This window comes from Rheinheimera sp. WS51 (genome assembly GCF_050936095.1).
In the GTDB taxonomy this organism is placed as follows: domain Bacteria; phylum Pseudomonadota; class Gammaproteobacteria; order Enterobacterales; family Alteromonadaceae; genus Alishewanella.
In genome coordinates, this window is the sequence record NZ_JBOTRC010000001.1 from 94574 (window position 1) to 114052 (window position 19479).

At 40.5% G+C, this 19479-nt stretch carries 20 protein-coding genes; 10 read left to right on the forward strand and 10 right to left on the reverse strand.

Annotated elements, in window-relative coordinates; all coding sequences use genetic code 11:
• The first annotated feature begins 17 nt into the window (after positions 1–17).
• Entirely contained in the window at positions 18–656 is a 639-nt protein-coding gene (sspA, locus tag ACRCA4_RS00535) for a stringent starvation protein SspA (protein ID WP_433182631.1), read from the forward strand.
• Positions 656–1075, forward strand: coding sequence for a ClpXP protease specificity-enhancing factor (locus ACRCA4_RS00540; protein WP_433182634.1), 420 nt, complete (start codon positions 656–658; stop codon positions 1073–1075). Before sspA ends, ACRCA4_RS00540 begins: the two co-directional genes overlap by 1 nt.
• 41 nt (positions 1076–1116) lie before the next feature.
• On the opposite strand, the gene ilvY is transcribed toward ACRCA4_RS00540, so the two are convergent.
• Entirely contained in the window at positions 1117–2004 is an 888-nt protein-coding gene (gene ilvY, locus ACRCA4_RS00545) for an HTH-type transcriptional activator IlvY (protein ID WP_433182637.1), read from the reverse strand.
• 145 nt (positions 2005–2149) lie between these two features.
• Between ilvY and ilvC the strand changes: the two genes are divergently transcribed.
• Both ilvC and ACRCA4_RS00555 read left to right on the forward strand, forming a co-directional pair.
• Positions 2150–3631 (forward strand): ketol-acid reductoisomerase, encoded by a 1482-nt coding sequence (gene ilvC, locus ACRCA4_RS00550; RefSeq protein WP_433182640.1) that lies wholly within the window; start codon positions 2150–2152, stop codon positions 3629–3631.
• Positions 3632–4240: 609 nt separating this feature from the next.
• Positions 4241–5164, forward strand: a complete 924-nt coding sequence (locus ACRCA4_RS00555) for a Dyp-type peroxidase (protein ID WP_433182643.1) — start codon at positions 4241–4243, stop codon at positions 5162–5164.
• A gap of 6 nt (positions 5165–5170) precedes the next feature.
• On the opposite strand, the gene argR is transcribed toward ACRCA4_RS00555, so the two are convergent.
• Positions 5171–5638: a transcriptional regulator ArgR gene (gene argR / locus ACRCA4_RS00560; RefSeq protein ID WP_433182646.1), complete on the reverse strand. Its 468-nt coding sequence runs from the start codon at positions 5636–5638 to the stop codon at positions 5171–5173.
• A 184-nt stretch (positions 5639–5822) separates the two neighbouring features.
• Between argR and mdh the strand changes: the two genes are divergently transcribed.
• Positions 5823–6761, forward strand: a complete 939-nt coding sequence (gene mdh / locus ACRCA4_RS00565; RefSeq protein WP_433182649.1) for a malate dehydrogenase — start codon at positions 5823–5825, stop codon at positions 6759–6761.
• A gap of 65 nt (positions 6762–6826) precedes the next feature.
• Here the strand turns inward: mdh and ispB are convergent, their stop codons facing one another.
• Positions 6827–7798 (reverse strand): octaprenyl diphosphate synthase, encoded by a 972-nt coding sequence (gene ispB / locus ACRCA4_RS00570; protein WP_433182652.1) that lies wholly within the window; start codon positions 7796–7798, stop codon positions 6827–6829.
• A gap of 212 nt (positions 7799–8010) precedes the next feature.
• Here ispB and rplU point away from each other — a divergent pair, with 212 nt between their 5' ends.
• The 5 genes from rplU to ACRCA4_RS00595 all read left to right on the forward strand — a co-directional run bounded on the left by rplU (position 8011) and on the right by ACRCA4_RS00595 (position 10718).
• Entirely contained in the window at positions 8011–8319 is a 309-nt protein-coding gene (gene rplU, locus ACRCA4_RS00575; RefSeq protein ID WP_313910252.1) for a 50S ribosomal protein L21, read from the forward strand.
• 15 nt (positions 8320–8334) lie between these two features.
• Entirely contained in the window at positions 8335–8592 is a 258-nt protein-coding gene (rpmA, locus tag ACRCA4_RS00580; protein ID WP_313910251.1) for a 50S ribosomal protein L27, read from the forward strand.
• A gap of 154 nt (positions 8593–8746) precedes the next feature.
• The gene (gene cgtA / locus ACRCA4_RS00585; protein ID WP_433182656.1) at positions 8747–9910 is read left to right on the forward strand and encodes an Obg family GTPase CgtA; all 1164 of its coding nucleotides are present in this window, start codon (positions 8747–8749) and stop codon (positions 9908–9910) included.
• A 9-nt stretch (positions 9911–9919) separates the two neighbouring features.
• Positions 9920–10408, forward strand: coding sequence for a type 3 dihydrofolate reductase (folA, locus tag ACRCA4_RS00590; RefSeq protein WP_433182659.1), 489 nt, complete (start codon positions 9920–9922; stop codon positions 10406–10408).
• A 16-nt stretch (positions 10409–10424) separates the two neighbouring features.
• Entirely contained in the window at positions 10425–10718 is a 294-nt protein-coding gene (locus tag ACRCA4_RS00595; protein ID WP_433182661.1) for a DUF3718 domain-containing protein, read from the forward strand.
• A gap of 57 nt (positions 10719–10775) precedes the next feature.
• On the opposite strand, the gene ACRCA4_RS00600 is transcribed toward ACRCA4_RS00595, so the two are convergent.
• The 7 genes from ACRCA4_RS00600 to lptD form a co-directional block, all read right to left on the reverse strand.
• A complete protein-coding gene (locus ACRCA4_RS00600; RefSeq protein ID WP_433182664.1) occupies positions 10776–12788 on the reverse strand; it encodes a HAMP domain-containing methyl-accepting chemotaxis protein in 2013 nt (670 codons plus the stop codon).
• Positions 12789–12861: 73 nt separating this feature from the next.
• Positions 12862–13668 carry a symmetrical bis(5'-nucleosyl)-tetraphosphatase gene (locus tag ACRCA4_RS00605; RefSeq protein ID WP_433182666.1) on the reverse strand — a complete coding sequence of 269 codons (807 nt, stop codon included), beginning with the start codon at positions 13666–13668 and terminating at the stop codon, positions 12862–12864.
• Positions 13668–14045, reverse strand: coding sequence for a Co2+/Mg2+ efflux protein ApaG (gene apaG / locus ACRCA4_RS00610; protein ID WP_433182669.1), 378 nt, complete (start codon positions 14043–14045; stop codon positions 13668–13670). Before apaG ends, ACRCA4_RS00605 begins: the two co-directional genes overlap by 1 nt.
• Complete coding sequence (rsmA, locus tag ACRCA4_RS00615; RefSeq protein WP_433182672.1) at positions 14042–14854, reverse strand: 16S rRNA (adenine(1518)-N(6)/adenine(1519)-N(6))-dimethyltransferase RsmA; 813 nt, start codon at positions 14852–14854, stop codon at positions 14042–14044. Before rsmA ends, apaG begins: the two co-directional genes overlap by 4 nt.
• Positions 14847–15842, reverse strand: a complete 996-nt coding sequence (gene pdxA, locus ACRCA4_RS00620; RefSeq protein ID WP_433182675.1) for a 4-hydroxythreonine-4-phosphate dehydrogenase PdxA — start codon at positions 15840–15842, stop codon at positions 14847–14849. The genes rsmA and pdxA overlap by 8 nt, the downstream gene beginning before the upstream one ends.
• On the reverse strand, positions 15843–17132 hold the full coding sequence (gene surA / locus ACRCA4_RS00625) for a peptidylprolyl isomerase SurA (protein ID WP_433182678.1): 1290 nt from the start codon (positions 17130–17132) through the stop codon (positions 15843–15845).
• An 11-nt stretch (positions 17133–17143) separates the two neighbouring features.
• On the reverse strand, positions 17144–19405 hold the full coding sequence (gene lptD / locus ACRCA4_RS00630; RefSeq protein WP_433182681.1) for an LPS assembly protein LptD: 2262 nt from the start codon (positions 19403–19405) through the stop codon (positions 17144–17146).
• Positions 19406–19479: the final 74 nt, after the last annotated feature.

Genomic DNA, 19479 nt, shown 5'->3' on the forward strand with positions numbered 1-19479 from the left:
ATTTTACTGGAGGATACATGGCGATCACTGCCAATAAACGCCCTGTGATGACACTTTTTTCGTCGGCTGATGATATGTACAGCCATCAGGTGCGTATTGTGTTAGCTGAAAAAGGCGTCACCGTTGATATTCTTCAGGTAGCTGCTGACAATCTACCAGAAGATTTATACGAGGTTAATCCCTACGGTAGCTTACCCACTTTATTAGATCGTGAGTTAGCATTATATGAAGCTAGTATTATTATGGAATATTTGGATGAGCGTTTTCCACATCCACCATTAATGCCAGTTTATCCCGTTGCACGTGGCCAAGCCCGTTTAATGATGCACCGGATCCAAAAAGATTGGTATCAACAAGCGTTCAAAATTTTAAATAATGATGAACATGCTGATATTGCTCGGCAAGAACTAAGAGAAGGGTTGTTATCTATAGCTCCTTTATTTAATGAAGCGCCATTTTTTATGAGCGAAGAGTTTAGCTTAGTTGACTGCTATATGGCTGCGCTACTATGGCGTTTACCACTATTAGGCATTGATCTAACAGGCCCTGGTAGCAAAGAGCTAAAAATCTATATGACACGTTTATTTGAACGTGATGCGTTTCAAGCTTCTTTAACTGAAGTTGAGCGTGAAATCCGTCGAGGTATGAAGCTGTAATGAAAATGACTGCAAATCGCCCTTATTTGTTAAGAGCGTTTTATGAATGGATAGTCGATAATGACTGTACACCTTATTTGGTTGTAGATGCGGTTGCAGCGGGGGTTAAAGTACCGGTGCAGTTTATTCAAAACGGCCAAATTGTGTTGAATGTTTTGCCTTCTGCCATTGCTAATATGCAACTAGGTAATGATGCGATAACTTTTAATGCGCGATTTGGTGGTCAACCGTTTTCAATATATATTCCAACACAAGCTGTGCTAGCGATATACGCCAAAGAGAATGGTGCAGGTACAGTATTTACGCTTGAAGAAGAAGAGGATGAGGCTGAGATATTTAGCAACAACCTTGAAGATGACAGCACACCACCAGAGCCACCTAAGCCGAAAAAAGGCTCTCATCTTAGAGTAGTTAAATAAGTAAGCTTTGTTGAGTTGCACTCAGCAAAGCTTAGATTCAGTTATTCATTTTTAGCAATAGCGACTTGCCAAAAGGCTTGAATAAGCGGCTCATTGAGCCGCTTTGCTAGCATACAGACCCCTAAATCAAATTGCTCAAATTCGTAGTCGATGGCTATTTTTTTTACTCTATCTCGCACTGGGCTATGTTGAATAACTGGTTGAGCAGCCAAGGAAATTGCCCCTCCTAATGCTACCATTGAAACCATGGCTTCATGGCCATCGACTTTAGCTATCACTTTAGCTTTAATGCCGGCATGATTTAACCACGCATCTAAGCGCTGCCTTGCTGGGCCATGTTCGGGTAATATCATTGGGATATCTTGCCAAGGTATAGGGTTTTGATTTAATAAGTCGTTAACCCGACATGGTATTGTTGGCGCTATTAAATAAACAGGTAGCTTGGCAATACTGCGAAAGGCCAGATTCGCTGGTAATACAGTAGGCTGTGCTGCTAAGGCAATATCTACTTCACCGTTTTTTACTTTTTCAATTGCCGAAGCGGCATCACCCGTAGTTAATTTGATATCCGCTTTGGGGCATAACAAGCGAAAGCGGTCCAAGATTGCCGGTAAATGACTGTAGCTAGCGGTCACAGTACAGAATATTTTAATTTCACCTGTTAACTCTATACGAGAAAGTTGTAGATCAAGCTGTAGTTGATGCCACTCTTCTAGCCAGCGGTGAACAAATAGTTGAAACCTGCGGCCTGCATCGGTTAATTGTACTGAACGTTTATCCCTGTAAAACAGCTTGCAGCCTAGCTCTTGTTCTAATCGTTGAATAATGCGAGTAAGAGTTGGGGCGCTGACATACATTTGTACACTGGTTTTACTAAAGCTTAGGCTTGATGCTAAGTGCTGAAATAGTTGGGCGCTTCGTAGATCCATTTGTATTTCATAATATGCAATACTTACTTGTTAATATATCACTTCACGCAATTTTACGCATCCTGTAGCATCAAAATCATTCTATGAAAGGCTTATAGGTAAAGCCGCTAGCGACTTATTTTAGAGTATGAATACTGAGGGCAATATGAGTAACTATTTTAATACCTTAACCTTGCGACAACAGTTGCAGCAATTAGCTCAGTGTCGCTTTATGCAACCTGAAGAATTTAATGCCGGCTGTGAATTGTTAAAAAATTGGAATATTGTGATTGTTGGCTGTGGTGCCCAAGGCTTAAATCAAGGCTTAAATATGCGTGATTCGGGCCTGACGATTAGTTTTGCTTTGCGTGATGAGGCTATTAGCCAAAAGCGAGATTCTTATGTAAGAGCCACTGAAAATAACTTTAAGGTAGGCAATTATACTCAGTTGATCCCTACTGCTGATCTCGTTTTAAACTTAACACCTGATAAGCAGCATAGCGCTGTGGTTGATGCCATTATGCCTTTAATGAAGCAAGGTGCGGTGCTGTCTTACTCGCATGGGTTTAATATTGTCGAAGAAGGTAAACACATTCGTGATGATATCACAGTGATAATGGTCGCACCTAAATGTCCAGGTACTGAGGTAAGAGAAGAGTACAAGCGTGGTTTTGGTGTGCCAACTTTAATCGCAGTTCACCCAGAAAATGATCCTAAGGGGCAAGGCCTAGCAGTAGCTAAAGCCTACGCTGCCGCAACAGGTGGAGATAGGGCTGGCGTGCTGCATTCGTCGTTTATTGCTGAAGTAAAGTCTGACTTAATGGGTGAGCAAACCATTTTATGTGGCATGTTGCAAACGGGCGCGATTCTGGCATTCGACAAAATGGTAGCCGATGGCGTTGATGCAGGCTATGCCGCGAAACTGATCCAATATGGCTGGGAGACAGTAACAGAAGCGCTTAAACATGGCGGTATTACGAATATGATGGATAGGTTAAGTAATCCGGCAAAAATTAAAGCCTATCAGCTATCAGAGCAGTTAAAACAAAGATTGCGGCCGCTTTTTGAAAAACATATGGATAATATTATCAGTGGTGACTTTTCGCGCACTATGATGGCCGACTGGGCGAATAATGATAAAGATTTACTGACTTGGCGAGAGCAGACGCGTCAAAGTGGTTTTGAGCAGGCACCGGTTTCAGACGCAAAAATTACTGAGCAAAGCTATTTTGATCAGGGGCTCTTGCTGGTTGCTATGGTTAAAGCAGGAGTAGAGTTAGCCTTTGATACTATGGTTGATGCCGGGATAGTTGCTGAATCAGCTTATTATGAGTCTTTGCATGAAGCGCCGCTTATTGCTAATACCATAGCGCGTAAACGCTTATATGAAATGAATGTGGTGATATCAGATACTGCAGAATATGGTAATTATTTATTTTCTCATGCCGCAGTGCCTTTATTAAAAGATCTTATCAATGACTTGAGCCCAGACTATATTGGCTGTTCAAACCAAGAAGACAGTGGCGTAGATAATTTACAAATAATCGGAGTAAATGAAGCTATAAGGCAACATCCGGTTGAAAAAGTGGGCAAAACTTTACGTGGTTATATGAAAGAAATGAAAAGTATAATTGAGTTGGCAGAATAAAAAGTATTTGGTTTTTGCTAGGTGATGTCAAAGGCACAGGGGAAGGTGAGCTGCACACTACGCGCTCACCTAAGGCCTGTTCTGCATCCATTGCGTGACTTTCCTTAGTCTATCATCCTTGTCTCCATCCTGGAGTGTCTTTAAGGCTTCCTGCCTGTCCTTCTTTTCCTTAAACATTGTTATCCTAACAATGTGCACTATCCAAGTGTGTCCTGTGCTTCCTGCAATTATTCAACTTTCCATATTGAATAGTTTCGCTCTCCATGAGCATGTCCTAGTTTCTATCCTTGTGCTATCCTAGCGGTTACAGCGTCCTGCTGTGACTTAACATCTTGTTAAGTTGTCAATCAATCGACATGTATAGTATGCACTATTCTGACTATAAAATGGGGCTACTTTTATCGATACTGATACGGTAATATTATTGTAACAATCCAATTAAACATATTATTGTTTTTAAATACAATAAGATAAGTTAATGTGAATAATTGTTACCACAACGTAATTAGGTTAAGGCGCACCTTTTTGTGAGAGATTTCTCACAACAAGCAAGGGCGAAAGTACTATTGTTGACATCGTTATATATTTGCCACTTTAAAAAGGATAGAAATGGCTCGCGAACAATTGGGGATTTGTACCGAAGCTAACTTACATGGCAGTTACTTGCTATTAAATGCATTAGAAGGCCATGAGCGACAGATCCGGCATAAGTTAGCACGTGTTCCAGCGCTGATTGAGCGTTTGTCTGATCATTTTTCCGAAGCCATGTTAACCAGTGTTATTGCCATCGGTAGTAATTTTTGGGATAGTTTATACCCTGATTCACGGCCTATAGGCTTGGCACCATTCCCTAGCTTACAACATACCGATATAGAGCTTGCTGAGGCACCTATCGATTTGTTTATTCAAGTTCGATCGGATAGACAAGATGTTAATTACATAGCTTGTCAGCAACTATTACAGCTTTTAGAAAGCCATGTTGAAATTCAGGATACATGGCAAGGGTTTAGATATTTAGATGGTCGTAACTTAACAGGCTTTGTCGATGTGCCTAACCCTCCAAAGGGGCGCTTAAAGCGGCAGGTTGCATTAGTTGATCAACAACAGCAGCCCTTATTTGCCGCTGGTAGCTATGTGTTTGTACAACAAGTTATTTTTGATTTGAAAATATGGCAACACCTGACGCTGGCTGAGCAAGAGCAGGTAATGGGTATTGATAAGGTAACAGGAAAAGTTCTAGCAGATGAACGGCAGATAGAAGTCAGTCATTGGGCATTAACAGAACAAACCGACACTAATAGTCTTGTATTACGGCAAAATATGCCGTTTGCACAGTTAAAGCAGCAAGGTAATATAGAGGTCAGTTATGCTGCTTGTGCAGAAGTGTTAGTGAATGCATTAACACGACGTTTAGGTGGTAATGCGGCAGGGGCAAGCGATCAACTTTTAGATTATAGTCAGTTTGCGTGTAGCGCCGCATTTTTTGCCCCATCAATTAGTTTCTTAGAGTTGGCGATTAATCATCAGCTATAGCTTAGCTTATACCTTTTCAAATAAGTCGGTTATATTTTGCAGAGTAAAATTTATATTTTTCACACTTTGCGGGGCAATAAAAATAGTATCATCGCCGGCGATAGTGCCAAGTACTCCTTCAGCTTTGCCGATGGAGTCTAATAAGCGGGCAATAAGCTGTGCTGCGCCTGGACTGGTGCGAACAATGATCATGACATCGTTATGTTCTATATCAAGCACCAGTTGCCTTAATGGGCTACGCGTTGTTGGTACACTTAATTCAGCGGGTAAGGTGTAGACCATTTCTTCTTTAGCATTTCGTGTGCGTACTGCACCATACTTGTTCAACATGCGAGAAATTTTTGACTGACTAATGTTGTCAAAACCTTCTTTTTTTAATGCATCAACAATATCGCTTTGTGAGCCGTAGCCTTCAGTTTTAAGCACCGCTTTAAAAGCTTGGATCAAGGCCTCCTGTTTAGCTTGCTTTGTCATACAGTTTGATTACTCCTATAGTAAGCCAGCATAGTAATTAAATTGGCGTAATAAAAAACTTTGTTGGCTAAAGTACACTAAATTTAGGTAAAATGCTTAGACTTTAGGCTGATGTCAATTGTAATTTTTGCGCGGCTTCAGTATTGTTGACGCGTTTTCATAGAACCCTTACTTGGAGAGAATCATGAAAGTTGCCGTTTTAGGTGCCGCCGGTGGTATAGGTCAGGCATTATCTTTGCTATTAAAATTAGACTTACCTGCGGGTACAGATTTGGCATTATATGATCTGGCTCCTGTTACACCCGGTGTGGCAGTAGATTTAAGCCATATACCCACAGCTGTAACTGTAACAGGCTATGGTAAAGAAGATTTAAACAAGGCATTAAAAGATGCTGATATCGTGATGATCCCTGCTGGTATGCCTCGTAAGCCAGGTATGGACCGTTCAGATTTATTTAATATTAATGCGGGTGTAGTTAAAACCTTAGCGGAAGCCATTGTTGAGCAATGTCCAAAAGCGTTAGTAGGTATTATTACTAATCCAGTAAATACCACTGTTGCTATTGCTGCTGATGTATTTAAAAAAGCCGGTACTTACGATCCGCGCCGTCTATTTGGTGTAACTACGCTTGATGTTATTCGTGCTGAAACCTTTATTGGTCAATTAAAAGGTAAAAACCCAACAGAAGTTCAGGTACCAGTAATTGGTGGTCATAGTGGTACGACTATTCTGCCTCTTCTATCTCAAGTTGCAGGCGTAAGTTTCACTGATGAAGAAGTGAGCTCTCTAACTCACCGTATCCAAAATGCGGGTACTGAAGTGGTAGAAGCTAAAGCCGGTGGTGGATCAGCTACTTTATCTATGGGACAAGCAGCTGCGCGTTTTTGCTTATCATTAATGAAAGGCTTACAAGGGGAAGCGGTTACAGAATACGCTTATGTTGAAGGTGAAGGCGAGCATGCTCGTTTCTTTGCTCAACCATTAGTGTTAGGTAAAAATGGTGTAGAAAAACTATTGCCTATCGGTGAGTTAAGTGCATTTGAACAAAAAGCGATGAACGATATGTTACCTACATTACAAGGTGATATTACGCTTGGCGAAGATTTTGTAAAAAATAACTAATCTAGTTAGATTAAGCTTGTAATAAAAAGGCGCTTCAGCGCCTTTTTTATTGCATAAATTAAAACCTAATGGTTTCGTGATACCGCTATATCGGCTAAAGCCAGTAAAGCAGTTTTATATTCAGAGTCAGGAATATCAGCAAGGGCTTGCTGCGCTTTCATTGCTTCTTGCTCTGCCACTTTTCTGGTGTATTCAAAAGCTTTTGTTTCGTTTAAAGCTGTCATTATTTCATCAAAGTGGGTTAAACCATTGCCTTCTGTGATAGCGGCTTTTATTAAACTCTGTTGTTCAGCTGTGCCGTGCTGTAAAGCGTAGATTAAAGGTAAAGTGGGTTTACCTTCAGCTAAGTCATCGCCAAGGTTCTTGCCTAGTTCAGCAGCGTCAGCTTGATAATCTAGTACATCATCAATAAGCTGAAATGCGGTGCCTAAGTGCATACCGTAGCGTTGCATACTAAGTTCAATATGCTTAGGTTGATCTGCTATTACTGCAGCAAGTTGGGTTGCAGCTTCAAATAATTTAGCGGTTTTACAGTATATAACCTGCATATAGCTTTGTTCGGTGGTGTCTGGATCGTTAATATTCATTAACTGTAACACTTCGCCTTCAGCAATAATATTAGTGGCATCAGCTAATATATGCATGACACGCATATTATTAATTTCTACCATCATCTGGAATGAGCGACTATATAAAAAGTCACCTACTAAGACGCTGGCTTGATTGCCAAACAAGGCATTAGCGGTTTGCTTGCCCCGGCGCAAAGTCGATTCATCAACAACATCATCATGTAACAGTGTTGAGGTATGAATAAATTCAATAATAGCTGCAATAGAGAGGTGTTTCTCTCCTTGGTAGCCTAAAGCTCTTGCAGCTAATACTGCTAAAAGTGGCCGTAATCTTTTGCCCCCACTATTAACAATATAAATGCCTAATTGATTAATTAACGCAACGTCGGAATTTAATTGTGAAAAAATATGCCGGTTCACTGCTGCCATATCGGAGGCAGTAAGTTGCTGGATCTGTTGAAGAGACATAAAAAACAACTGCTTAAACCCAAGAATGGCGACAATTCTACACTATTGCTTGCAGAGCCCCAACGTAAAAGTCGATCCTTTTAATGACTAAGTGATCTTTTTTTTATTTCTACTTGCGGCGCTAGAGGAAATTGCGTACAATTCGCGCCCTGTGAATTGAATTAACACGCCCCCTTTAATATGGCTATGGCGTGCTTTGTACGGAGTTAACTATGTACGCGGTTTTCCAAAGTGGCGGTAAACAGCACCGTGTGACGGAAGGTCAAACTCTACGTCTAGAAAAACTAGACTTAGAAACCGGCGCAACAATCGAATTTACACCTTTGATGATCGCCAATGGCGAAGAAATCAACATCGGTGCACCTTTATTAGAAGGTAGTAAAGTGGTAGCGGAAGTGGTCAATCATGGCCGTGGCGATAAAATTAAAATCGTTAAATTCCGCCGTCGTAAGCATTCACGTAATCAGATGGGCCATCGTCAGTGGTTCACTGAAGTGAAAATCACCAGCATCAGCGCGTAACAGGAGTATCGACACATGGCAAGTAAGAAAGGTGTAGGTAGCACTCGTAACGGTCGCGATTCAGAAGCTAAACGCTTAGGTGTTAAGCGTTTTGGTGGTGAGTCGGTTTTAGCTGGTAGCATCATCGTGCGTCAACGCGGAACTAAGTTCCACGCTGGTTCTAACGTTGGTATCGGTAAAGATCACACTTTATTCGCTTTAACTGAAGGTAAAGTGAAGTTTGAAGTGAAAGGCGAGCACAACCGTAGATTCGTCAGCATTGTAAGCGAATAAGCTTATCGCTGTGAAAAAACCCCGCCTTGTGCGGGGTTTTTTATTAAAAAAACATCTTCAGCTAGGTTATTTTCATTTTTAGCCTAAGCTAAGTTATACTTATAGTTCAGCTAGTATTTAGCAACTCATTAACCTCGTTAAGCAGGAAACTCCCATGAAATTTGTAGATGAAGCGATAATCCGTGTTGAAGCCGGTAATGGCGGTAACGGTATTATTAGTTTTTTACGTGAAAAGTTTATTTCAAAGGGTGGCCCCAATGGTGGCGACGGCGGCGATGGTGGTGATGTTTACATCCAAGCAGATGAAAACCTAAATACGCTAGTTGATTATCAATTTGAAAAATTTCATCGTGCAGAAAGCGGTGAAAAGGGCGGTAGTACAAACTGTACCGGTAAACGTGGTGCAGATCTGACTCTAAAAGTCCCAGTTGGTACTCGTGCGGTTGATATTGATACTGATGAAATTATTGGTGATTTAACTGTGCACGGCCAAAAGTTACGTGTGGCTAAAGGTGGTTGGCATGGCTTGGGCAATACCCGATTTGCCAGTAGCACGAATCGTGCGCCCCGTAAAAAAACTAATGGTACTCCAGGCGAAATCCGTAACTTACGCTTAGAGTTGCTTTTATTAGCAGATGTTGGCCTGCTTGGTTTACCGAATGCGGGTAAATCCACACTTATTCGTTCTGTATCAGCTGCTAAACCAAAAGTGGCAGATTATCCTTTTACAACTTTAGTGCCTAATTTAGGTGTTGTTAGAGTTGAATCACATCGTTCATTTGTTATAGCTGACATTCCTGGTTTAATCGAAGGTGCCGCAGATGGTGCAGGTTTAGGGATCCAGTTTTTAAAGCATTTAGAGCGTTGTAGTTTATTATTGCATGTCATTGATGTATTACCTGCTGATGGCTCTGATCCTGCTGAAAATGCTGTAACGATAGTACAAGAATTAGCTAAGTACAGCGCTAAATTAGCGAATAAACCGCGTTGGTTAGTATTCAATAAGCTTGATTTGGTTTTAGATGAAGAATTAGACGAAATTGTAGAAAAAGTGGTCGCTGCACTAGACTGGCAAGGACCAATTTGCAAGATTGCAGCAGCTAGTCGTACTAATACTCAGCGCTTAGCTGCTGATATTTATGATTATATCGAGTCGATGCCAGAAGAAGAATCTGCAGAGCAGGTTGCTGATCCTGTTAACTTTAAATGGGATGATGAAGAGTCACATCAGCAACAAGCGGCAAGTTTTGCTGACGATGACGACGATGATGATTTTGATGATGATGACTATGACGTTGAAGTGATTTACCAGCGTTAAGGTTTAACAATGAAAGTATCTATGATAGCTGCTATGGCAGATAACCGCGTTATTGGTTTAAATAATAAAATGCCATGGCATATGCCTATTGATTTGAAGCATTTTAAACAAATTACTTTAGGTAAACCTGTGGTGATGGGTCGAAAAACATTTGAATCAATAGGTAGGCCTTTACCAGGGCGGCGCAATGTTATTATTAGCCGACAAACTCCAGCAGACACTAAAGGTGCAGATTGGGTTAGTAGTTTAGAACAAGCATTTAGCTTGCTCAGTGCTGCAGAGGAAGTGATGATTATTGGCGGTGGCCAAATTTACCAGCAAGCTTTACCTTTTGCCAATCGTTTGTATTTAACTCAGATTGACTTAAAGACCCAAGGTGATGCGTTTTTTCCTGATTATCAAGCTGAATCTGCTTGGGATATTATTAGCCAAGAAGAGTTTATTGCCGATCAGAACAACCCGTATAACTGCTGTTTTATTACACTAGAGCGTCAATAACCAATAATTTGCTAATTTGCCACTACAACAGCTTATTGTTAATATTGTTCCTGCAGATGATAAAAATAGGCTGCGAAAAGTATTAAGTGATCAACGTTTACGGCTGCGTAATGTTTATGAGGGAATTTTATGCAATGGTGATAGTTTGATCCGTTTTTCGTTTATCAATAATGCAGAAAGTGCAGGTGAATTTATTATCAAACAGCTACCATCATCATTAGTTGCTGACTCAGGCGATATAGCTTGGGCTGAAGCTAACGGTTATGCCGGCTCTGCTTTACTGGAAGTATTAAAAGAACGTGCGCAGTAATTGTAATTAAAATAAAAAAATCCGCTAATAAGCGGATTTTTTTATTTTCGATTAAAGTTAAACTTTAAATTTTGCTACTGATAAGCGTAGCTCTTCAGCTAAACGTGCCACTTCATGGCTAGACTCTGACGTTTGCTCTGCTCCTGAAGCTGTTTCTTCGGCAATAGAGACGATAGATTCTAATAGTTGACTTATTTCATGTGACACTTGGTTTTGCTCTTTAGCGGCATCTGAAATTTGTTCGCTACGATCATGAGCTGAGTGTACAGCTGCTGTGATTGATTCTAAAGCAGTATTAGCAATTTCTGTTTTACTTACACAATGCTCTGCTTGTTTTTTGCCTTTCTCCATTGCTTCTACTGCAGCGTGGGCACCGGTCTGCAATACTTGGATCATAGCTTGTATTTCTTGTGTAGAAGCTTGTGTTTTACTGGCTAGTGAGCGAACTTCATCAGCTACCACTGCAAAGCCCCGGCCGTGCTCTCCCGCTCGAGCGGCTTCTATTGCCGCGTTTAAGGCCAGTAAATTAGTTTGATCAGCTATACTTCGGATTACATCTAGAATACTGCCGATAGAGGCGCTGTCTTTATGTAATTTATTGATAACTTGTGAGGCTTGCTCTACTTCAACAGAAAGCTGTAAAATAGTTGACTTATTTTCTAAAGAAATTCCTTTTACGCGCTCCGTTTCATTATCAGCATTTTTTATTACCTTAACCGCATCATGCGCGCTTTGCAAAACACCTTGGGCAGTGCTGCTCATTTCAGTCGTTGCTGTAGCAGCTTGAGTCACTTGTGATTTTTGCTCACGTATTGCTTGCGTTGTTTGCACTGTAATCGTTGATGTTTGTTCTGAAGCAGCGGCAAGTTGAGTTGAGCGTGAAATAATACCTTGAATCAACTGCTGTAAATTAGAGATTACTTTATTACAGTTAGTGGCTAAAGTACCAAACTCATCTTGCGAGCTATCATCTAGCTTTTGGGTTAAATCGCCTGAAGCGACTACACCTAAAATATGATTAACCTTAGCCAGTGGGTTAGAAATACTGCGCAAAGTAACTGTAGCAATTAAGATTGAAAATAAAATAGACAATAAGACCACAACGAAAATGGTGACAATAGCGCTAGATACGCTTTGCTCTGTTGCCTGCTGAATGTTTTCAGAAACCGTTCTCGCCTGGTTTAATAATAAGTCTAGATTCTGCATAGCAATGATCGTTTTGTCATCTGCTTGCGCTAAAAGTTGAGTAGCTTTCTCAGTATTAGCTAAAAGCTGACTTTTAAGCTGTGGAATACCTTTTTGGCTATTAAGTAAACCATCAATATTTTTAATTACTTCAGCAATGTCATCAATCAAACTAACTTTGCCCGCAGTTTCAGATTTCATTGTTTCAAACTGCTTATTAATATCGTTAAATCGGAAGTTGATTTCATTACTCAGCGTAACAGCTGTAGTAGTTGAGGTTGTACGATTTAGCTCTACAACATTGCTAATTAAGGTATTAATACTCGTTTCAATAGATGTCGCGGCTGTATATGCGTTAGGGAAGCGGTTTTCTACATCTTTAACATCGGTGAAGTCTAAGATTAACATGGCTAGATTATCTGCGTTATCTTCTAAAACGGACATTTTCTGGGCGATGCTTGTATTGGTTTGTAGGCTTACTTTTAGAGTAGAAAATAATTGCGTTGCGATAGGCATATAAGCTTCATAAACTTTGTGTGCGCTATCTGCGGCTGCTTGCAGTTGCGTATTCCCTGCAACGGCGCCAACTAAAGTGGTATAGCTTTTATCATAGGCTTGTTTTTGTTCATTAAACTGATTATTAAAAACAGTCAAATCAGTAAGACTAGTACTATGATAAGCAGATTGATTTAGTTTACTCATAAGAACAAAGCCACTTTTCATGATTGCGCTTTGCTCTAGTGCGGGAATAGAGACCTGATTAACTTCATTAGTTGATTGGCTTATCCTATTTAAACTGAGGTAAGAGGTTACTCCTATGATAAGCAGTAATGCTGCGGTGATTGCAAAACCGCCTATTACTCTTAGTGCTACAGTTAACTTCATAATAACTCCCAATAAATGAACAACAGCTCATTCCGTTAACGACATAAACTTGTTCTATATTGTAAATATACAGCTATTGTTCAGTTGCTGCCACACTATATCTTGTTTGACTCTCAATACAGTAAGCAGTCAAAGCGTTACCCCAGACACAACCTGTATCAAGGGCATGAATATCTTTTATAGGACTATACCCATTTAAAGCTGCCCAGTGGCCAAAAAAGAGTTGGGGTAGCTTTTTTTCTCGTTTAAATTCATACCAAGGTATTAAATCAGGGTGGTTATTAGGATGTCCCTTATGTTTAAGTTCTAAGGCGCCTGATGGCGAACAAAAGCGCATTCTGGTGCAAGCATTAATTATATACCGCCAACGTTGCTCTTGGTTTTTTGCATCAACCAAGCGAGCCGGTTTATTGCCATACATATTTTGGAGCAAATATAAGGGGTTTTGCTGTAATTGTAGCTGTACCTCTTGCGATAGAACCAAGGCGTCAGCGAGCAGACAATCAGGCGCTATGCCCGCATGGACCATCATGGCATTACGATACTCGCATAGATGTATTAAAGGCTGATGACGCAGCCAGTACACTAATTGGTCTAGGTTTTTCGCTTGTAATAATTGGTCCAGTTTATCTTTGGATTTAACCTCACTGACGCCGTAATAGCAGGCAATAAAATGTAAGTCGTGGTTGCCTAACACAACTTGTGCCTTATCGCCAAGATTATAGATAAAATTTAAACACTCTAATGAATGTGGGCCACGGGCTATCAGATCACCGCAAAACCATAGGCTGTCATGTTTTTCTGAAAAATTAATATGTTGCAATAAGCGTTGTAAGGGCTCAAAACAACCTTGTAAATCACCAATAACGTAAGTGGCCATTAATTTAAAATATTAGGCATAGCAAGACGAAATAGTGGAATAGCGGCTGTTACTGCTTCTTTATTCGCTGTAATCATCTCATAGTGGCCCTGCATAGTGCCTACGGGGGTTTCTAATACTGCGCCACTAGTATAACGATAGCTGCTACCTGGGGCTAACTCAGGTTGTTCGCCAACAACACCATCGCCACTAACCTCGGTTTCTTTACCATTAGCGTCTGTTATTAACCAATAACGACGTAACAGCTTTAAGGTGTCACTAGTTAGATTACGAATGGTAATGGTATAAGCAAAAACATAGCGTTCGGCTGCAGGATCAGATTGTGCTGCAATATAGAACGTTTCAACTTCAACCGGGACGTTATAATGCGAACTCATTGTGTTTGCTCCTGCTGATGAAGCCATTGTGCTATTTTTACAAAATCTGCAACTGCTAATTGTTCTGGGCGTAAGCCGGGGTTTAAGCCTAATTGTTCTAAGTCTGCTGCAGTTGAAATATTGCTAAAGCAGTTACGTAAAGTTTTACGTCGTTGATTAAAGGCTTCCAAACAAACTCGATTAAGCACTTCAGCGGGTACATTAGGTCGCTCTGCTATGGGCTTAGGGATTAGTCGAACAACCGCCGAATCCACTTTGGGGGCAGGTTTAAATGCACCTGGGCCTACTTCTACCACTGGCATTGCATGGCAAAAAAACTGCGTCATGACACTTAGTCGGCCAAAGGCTTTGCTCCCATGACGGGCACTCATGCGCATAACCACTTCTTTTTGCAGCATAAAGTGCATATTTTCAATTTGGTCAGCATACTGAAATAAATGAAATAGTAAGGGAGTTGAAATGTTATAAGGTAAATTACCAAATACTTTCATTTTTTTATCTGCAGGCACTAGGTTAGCAAAATCAAACTTCATTGCATCGGCTTGATGGATTGTTAACTTACTCGCTAAGGTTGGGTGCTGCTGTAAGCGTTCGGCTAAATCACGGTCAAGTTCTATAACTGTTAGGTGGCCGGCGGTTTCAGCCACGGGTTCAGTTAATGCGCCTAATCCTGGCCCTATTTCAACAAGAAAATCGCTAGGTTTTGGTGCTATGGCTTTGACTATGCGATCAATAACCTGAGGATCGTGCAGGAAGTTTTGGCCAAAGCGTTTACGGGCTCTATGGCCCTGGTGTACATTATCAGTCATGAGTTAAATTCGTTTTAGTGGCCAAGTGAATGGCTTGATGGACAGCATGGAATAAACTGCCGGTATCGGCTTTGCCTGTAGCAGCTAAATCAAGAGCAGTACCATGATCAACTGAAGTGCGGATTAATGGTAAGCCTAAGCTGATGTTTACCGATTTACCAAAGCCCATAAATTTAAGTACGGGCAGGCCTTGGTCATGATACATGGCGAGTACGGCATCAGCATTATCTAAATATTTGGGTTGGAATAAAGTATCTGCAGGTAGTGGCCCAATTAAGTTCATGCCTTCTGCGCGTAATTCATTTAAAGCTGGGATCATGATATCGATTTCTTCACGGCCTAAATGGCCACCTTCCCCAGCATGAGGGTTTAATCCACAAACATAAATTTTTGGCGCACTAATCGCAAACTTATGTTTTAAATCGTGATGTAAAATACGAGTAACATTAATTAATCGATCACGTGTTATGGCTTTAGCTACATAGGCTAAAGGAATATGAGTCGTAGCTAAAGCAACTCTAAGTCCTTCGGTTGCCAGCATCATAACAACATGAGCTGAATTTGATAAGTGTGCGAAAAATTCAGTATGGCCGCTAAAAGGAATACCTGATTTATTAATTATACCTTTATGAACAGGGCCGGTGACAATGGCACTAAACTCACCATTAATGGCCGCTTCTCCGGCATAAGTTAGGGTATTTACTACATACTGACCATTTGCTGAATTGAGCTCTCCGGCTATTACTGGCTCTTCTAAAGCAAAGTTCGCAATTGTTAAGCTACCGGCAGCCTGTGGTGTCGCAGCTACCGTTTTATCATAAGCTATTAAACGCAGAGGCAGTTTGAGCTGCTCAGCGCGTTGTTGTAATAACTCGGCATTAGCACATACAACTAGCTGTACTGGCCAGCTTTGTTGTGCTAGTGCTATCACTAAATCTGGGCCAATTCCTGCTGGCTCACCCGGTGTAATACCGATCCGTAATGTCATTTAGTCCTCCGACATTACTTCAATGTGGGCATCACTGCGTAATTCGCGTAAGAAGCTAGCCGATTCTTCAGCAAAACGACGGTTAAACAACATTCGATAAATACGCTCATTTTTTTTATCGGCTGTAGCATCAACAGTACGTTTATCTATAACTTGAGCTATATGCCAACCATGCTCGGTACGAAATGGTTCACTAATCTCATTGGGCTGCAATCGCTTTAATGTGTCGCGAAAAGCTGGCACAAAGATAGTAGGCTCGCTCCAGCCTAAATCGCCGCCATTTAATTTTGAGCCAGGATCTTCAGAATGTTCTTTTGCTAACTCGGCAAAATCGGCTTCACCGGCACGAACTTTTCTTGCAAACTCGGCTAACATAGAACGAGCTCTATCTTCACTAAGAATAATTGAAGGTTTAATTAAAATATGACGAGATTTTATTTCCTCTATTTCAGCCACATTTTCACCACGAATATCAAAAATAGTGAGGACATGAAAACCTGCACCTGAACGTAATGGGCCAATAATGTCTGTTTTCTTTCTACCGCGAATAGCTTCTGAAAATAAAGTTGGCATTTCATTAATATTCATCCAACCTAAATCACCACCTTCTAAAGCTTTACTGCCAGATGATGAGGCAATGGCAATACGTTTAAAGTCACTGCCGCTTCGTAAAAGTTCCAAAACTTTATCAGTTCGTTCTTTTGCTGCTTTTATATCATCACTCGTTGCTTGATTTGGAATAGAAATTAAAATATGGCCAATATTGTATTGCTCATTTACAGCACCTTGCTCTTCCATGATTTTCATCAAGGTTTCAACTTCTTTAGGACTGATGTAAATTCGGCGCTGAACATTGGCACGAACAACTTCACCGGTAATCATTTCTTCGCGTAAGCGTTGACGGAACGCTTCATAATTACCTTCATCTTTAGTGACTTTTTGTCTAAAGGCGTCGAAAGATAAGCCTTCATCTTGGGCAATATTTTGAATAGTGGCATCTAATTGAGCGTCACTAATTTGCAGGCCCATGCGCTGTGCAAGTTGTAGTTGCAGGTTGGTCATAATTAGTCTTTCTAGCGCTTGAGTATGAAGCGCAGTATCAGATGGTAAAGTTTGCCCTTGAGCGGCTGCATTACGTTTTACTCTATCAATTATTTCTGTAACTTCACTTTGTAATACTACTCCGTTATCAACGATAGCAGCAATGCGATCAATTTCGCGTTCTTGTGCGTTCATGCTTACACTGGCGAAGCACAATAAGGCTGTGCCAATAATTTTAGATAACTTCATATAATCCTACATCAATTAGTGAGTAAATATGGTCTGCGATAACTAAATATGCCATTAGATAACATATCGCTGACACCAAAGCCGGCATTATCGCCAAAGCCTTTAAGTACAAATTGTAAACCGATACTGCTATCGAGCTTACTGGTCTGAGTGAAATTACCTATAGGTAATTCTAAATCGGTAATAATTTGCCGTTTTGCTATTAGACGAACGGCCCAGCAGCAAGACTCGTATTGCAAGCCAAAACTGGCATCTATCATACGATGATTTGTGACATCACGATAGTAACTCGCAACAAGCTGGACGTTCTCATTAATAGGGGTTGTGCCTAAAACGCCTAACTGCTGGATCTCGAGTCCTGAGACAGCACGGCTATATCTATGGTTCAATTGAAATAAACTTTTGTCACTGGCGCGGTAATCTAAAGAGGCATTACTCTTAATTAACTTTTCGCTATCGATATCATACTGTAAAGCAGTGCTAAAATACCATTTACGGTACCAATGCCAAATTAACTCAGAGGCTAACATAGACTCGGTTGAATTAAGTTCATCTTCATTTTCTGTTGTAATTGTAGGCTGCTCAAGAAAGAATATTTGGCCTAAACTAAATCTGAATAACTCATTATCTGCATTGTCATAAAGACGTGAAGTCCAACCGACGGTGAGTTGATTTGCTTGGTTAATACGGTCTAAACCTGAATAGCGGTTTTCTCTAAATAAGCCATAATAGTCATCTTGTAAGCGCGTAGTATCATATAACCCGATATCAGTTTGATTGCGGTATGGGATATAAAGATATTGTATTTGAGGCTCAAATGTTTGTAATGCAGGCTGACCAAACCAATCATATTCACGCTCTAAGTTAAGCCGGCTATGCAAACGGAATTTAGGTACGGTGCGATTTATACTGCTACGGATATCATGAACACCTTCAGCAGCCGTCTGTTGGTAATAGCTATATAGCAAACTTGCTTGGGCAGTAATTTCTAACGCCGGAGTGATAAAAGGCATTACTAATGTTGGCTCTAAGTGTAAACGATCTGCGCGAGTGATATTAGCAGTGTCATTAATAAAGTGGGCATACTGAGCTTGCCAAGCAAAGTTTAGATTAGGCAGCACGGTAATAGGATCAGCAGACTTTAATTGTAATTCTGGTAAGGCGCTATATGCGGAGTTATAGTTACCTAAAATTTCAAAACCTTGAACTTTAAGTTGCGAGTGAACATTTTCACCATAATAACTAATAGCCGCTTCACGTAGTAATTGGGTGTCACTTTGGTTCGCATAATCTGAGCCTAAATCATTTAAATAAGCATCATCACTAACATCAGTGACATCAATATAGGCTCGAATTTTAGGGGTGAAATCACTTAAGTGGCTAATATGACCCAAGTAACGCGGGCCAAAATCATCTGCTTTCTCATTGTCATCATGTAAATATTCTAATTGAATATTGCCACTATCTTGGCTGGTTAAGTAGCGAAAGTGCGATTTTAGTTGTAAACCACGCTTGCTCATATAACGCGGAGTCAGGGTTAAATCATAATTAGGTGCAAGGTTAAAATAATAAGGTATTTCTAGTTCTAAACCTACCTTTTGTGAGCTGCCTATTTTGGGTAGTAATACACCCGAGCGGCGCTGATCATTTACTGGGAAAGTAAGATAAGGTAAATAAAAGATGGGTATATCGCTAATCTTAAAAACGGCATGATGAGCTTCGCCCCAACCGGCATCAGACTCTATGTTAATTTCTTTGGCATGTAATGCCCAGCTATTATCCTCAGTGGGACAAGTGGTAAAAAGGGCACTTTGTAAGGTTAATTTTTGTTTGCTGGCTTGCAACTGTTGGGCATAACCTCGGCCTGCTTGGCTAATAAATTGATACTGGGCATCGTCTAACTTAGCGCTATCTTTTGCGATAATAGCCTCAAAACTACTGCCATTTACCGTCATATTTGAATTAAAATATGCAATGCCGCCATCGGCGGTTAAGCTTTGTCTCAACTGGCTATAGCTAGCGTTTGGAGCTATTAATAAAGTGTCGCGATGACTTATTTCAACTTGACCACTGAAGTGTGCGGTTTGATTTTGGTTTAAATCAACGGTATTAGAGTTAATATAAATAGCAGGATCATTACTATCTAAATTCGTCAACGTATCTGGTAATAAAATCGGCTGATAGCAAAAGTTAACAGCAGACTGCTCTGCAAATGCCCTGTTGCATGTTGCCATGAGAAATAAATAAAAAAACAGAATAAACCGATGTTTCATGCAGCGACTTTTGCCTTACCTTGGATTATCATCATCATATTACTGATAGTTAACGTGCTATGATAAATCAATTT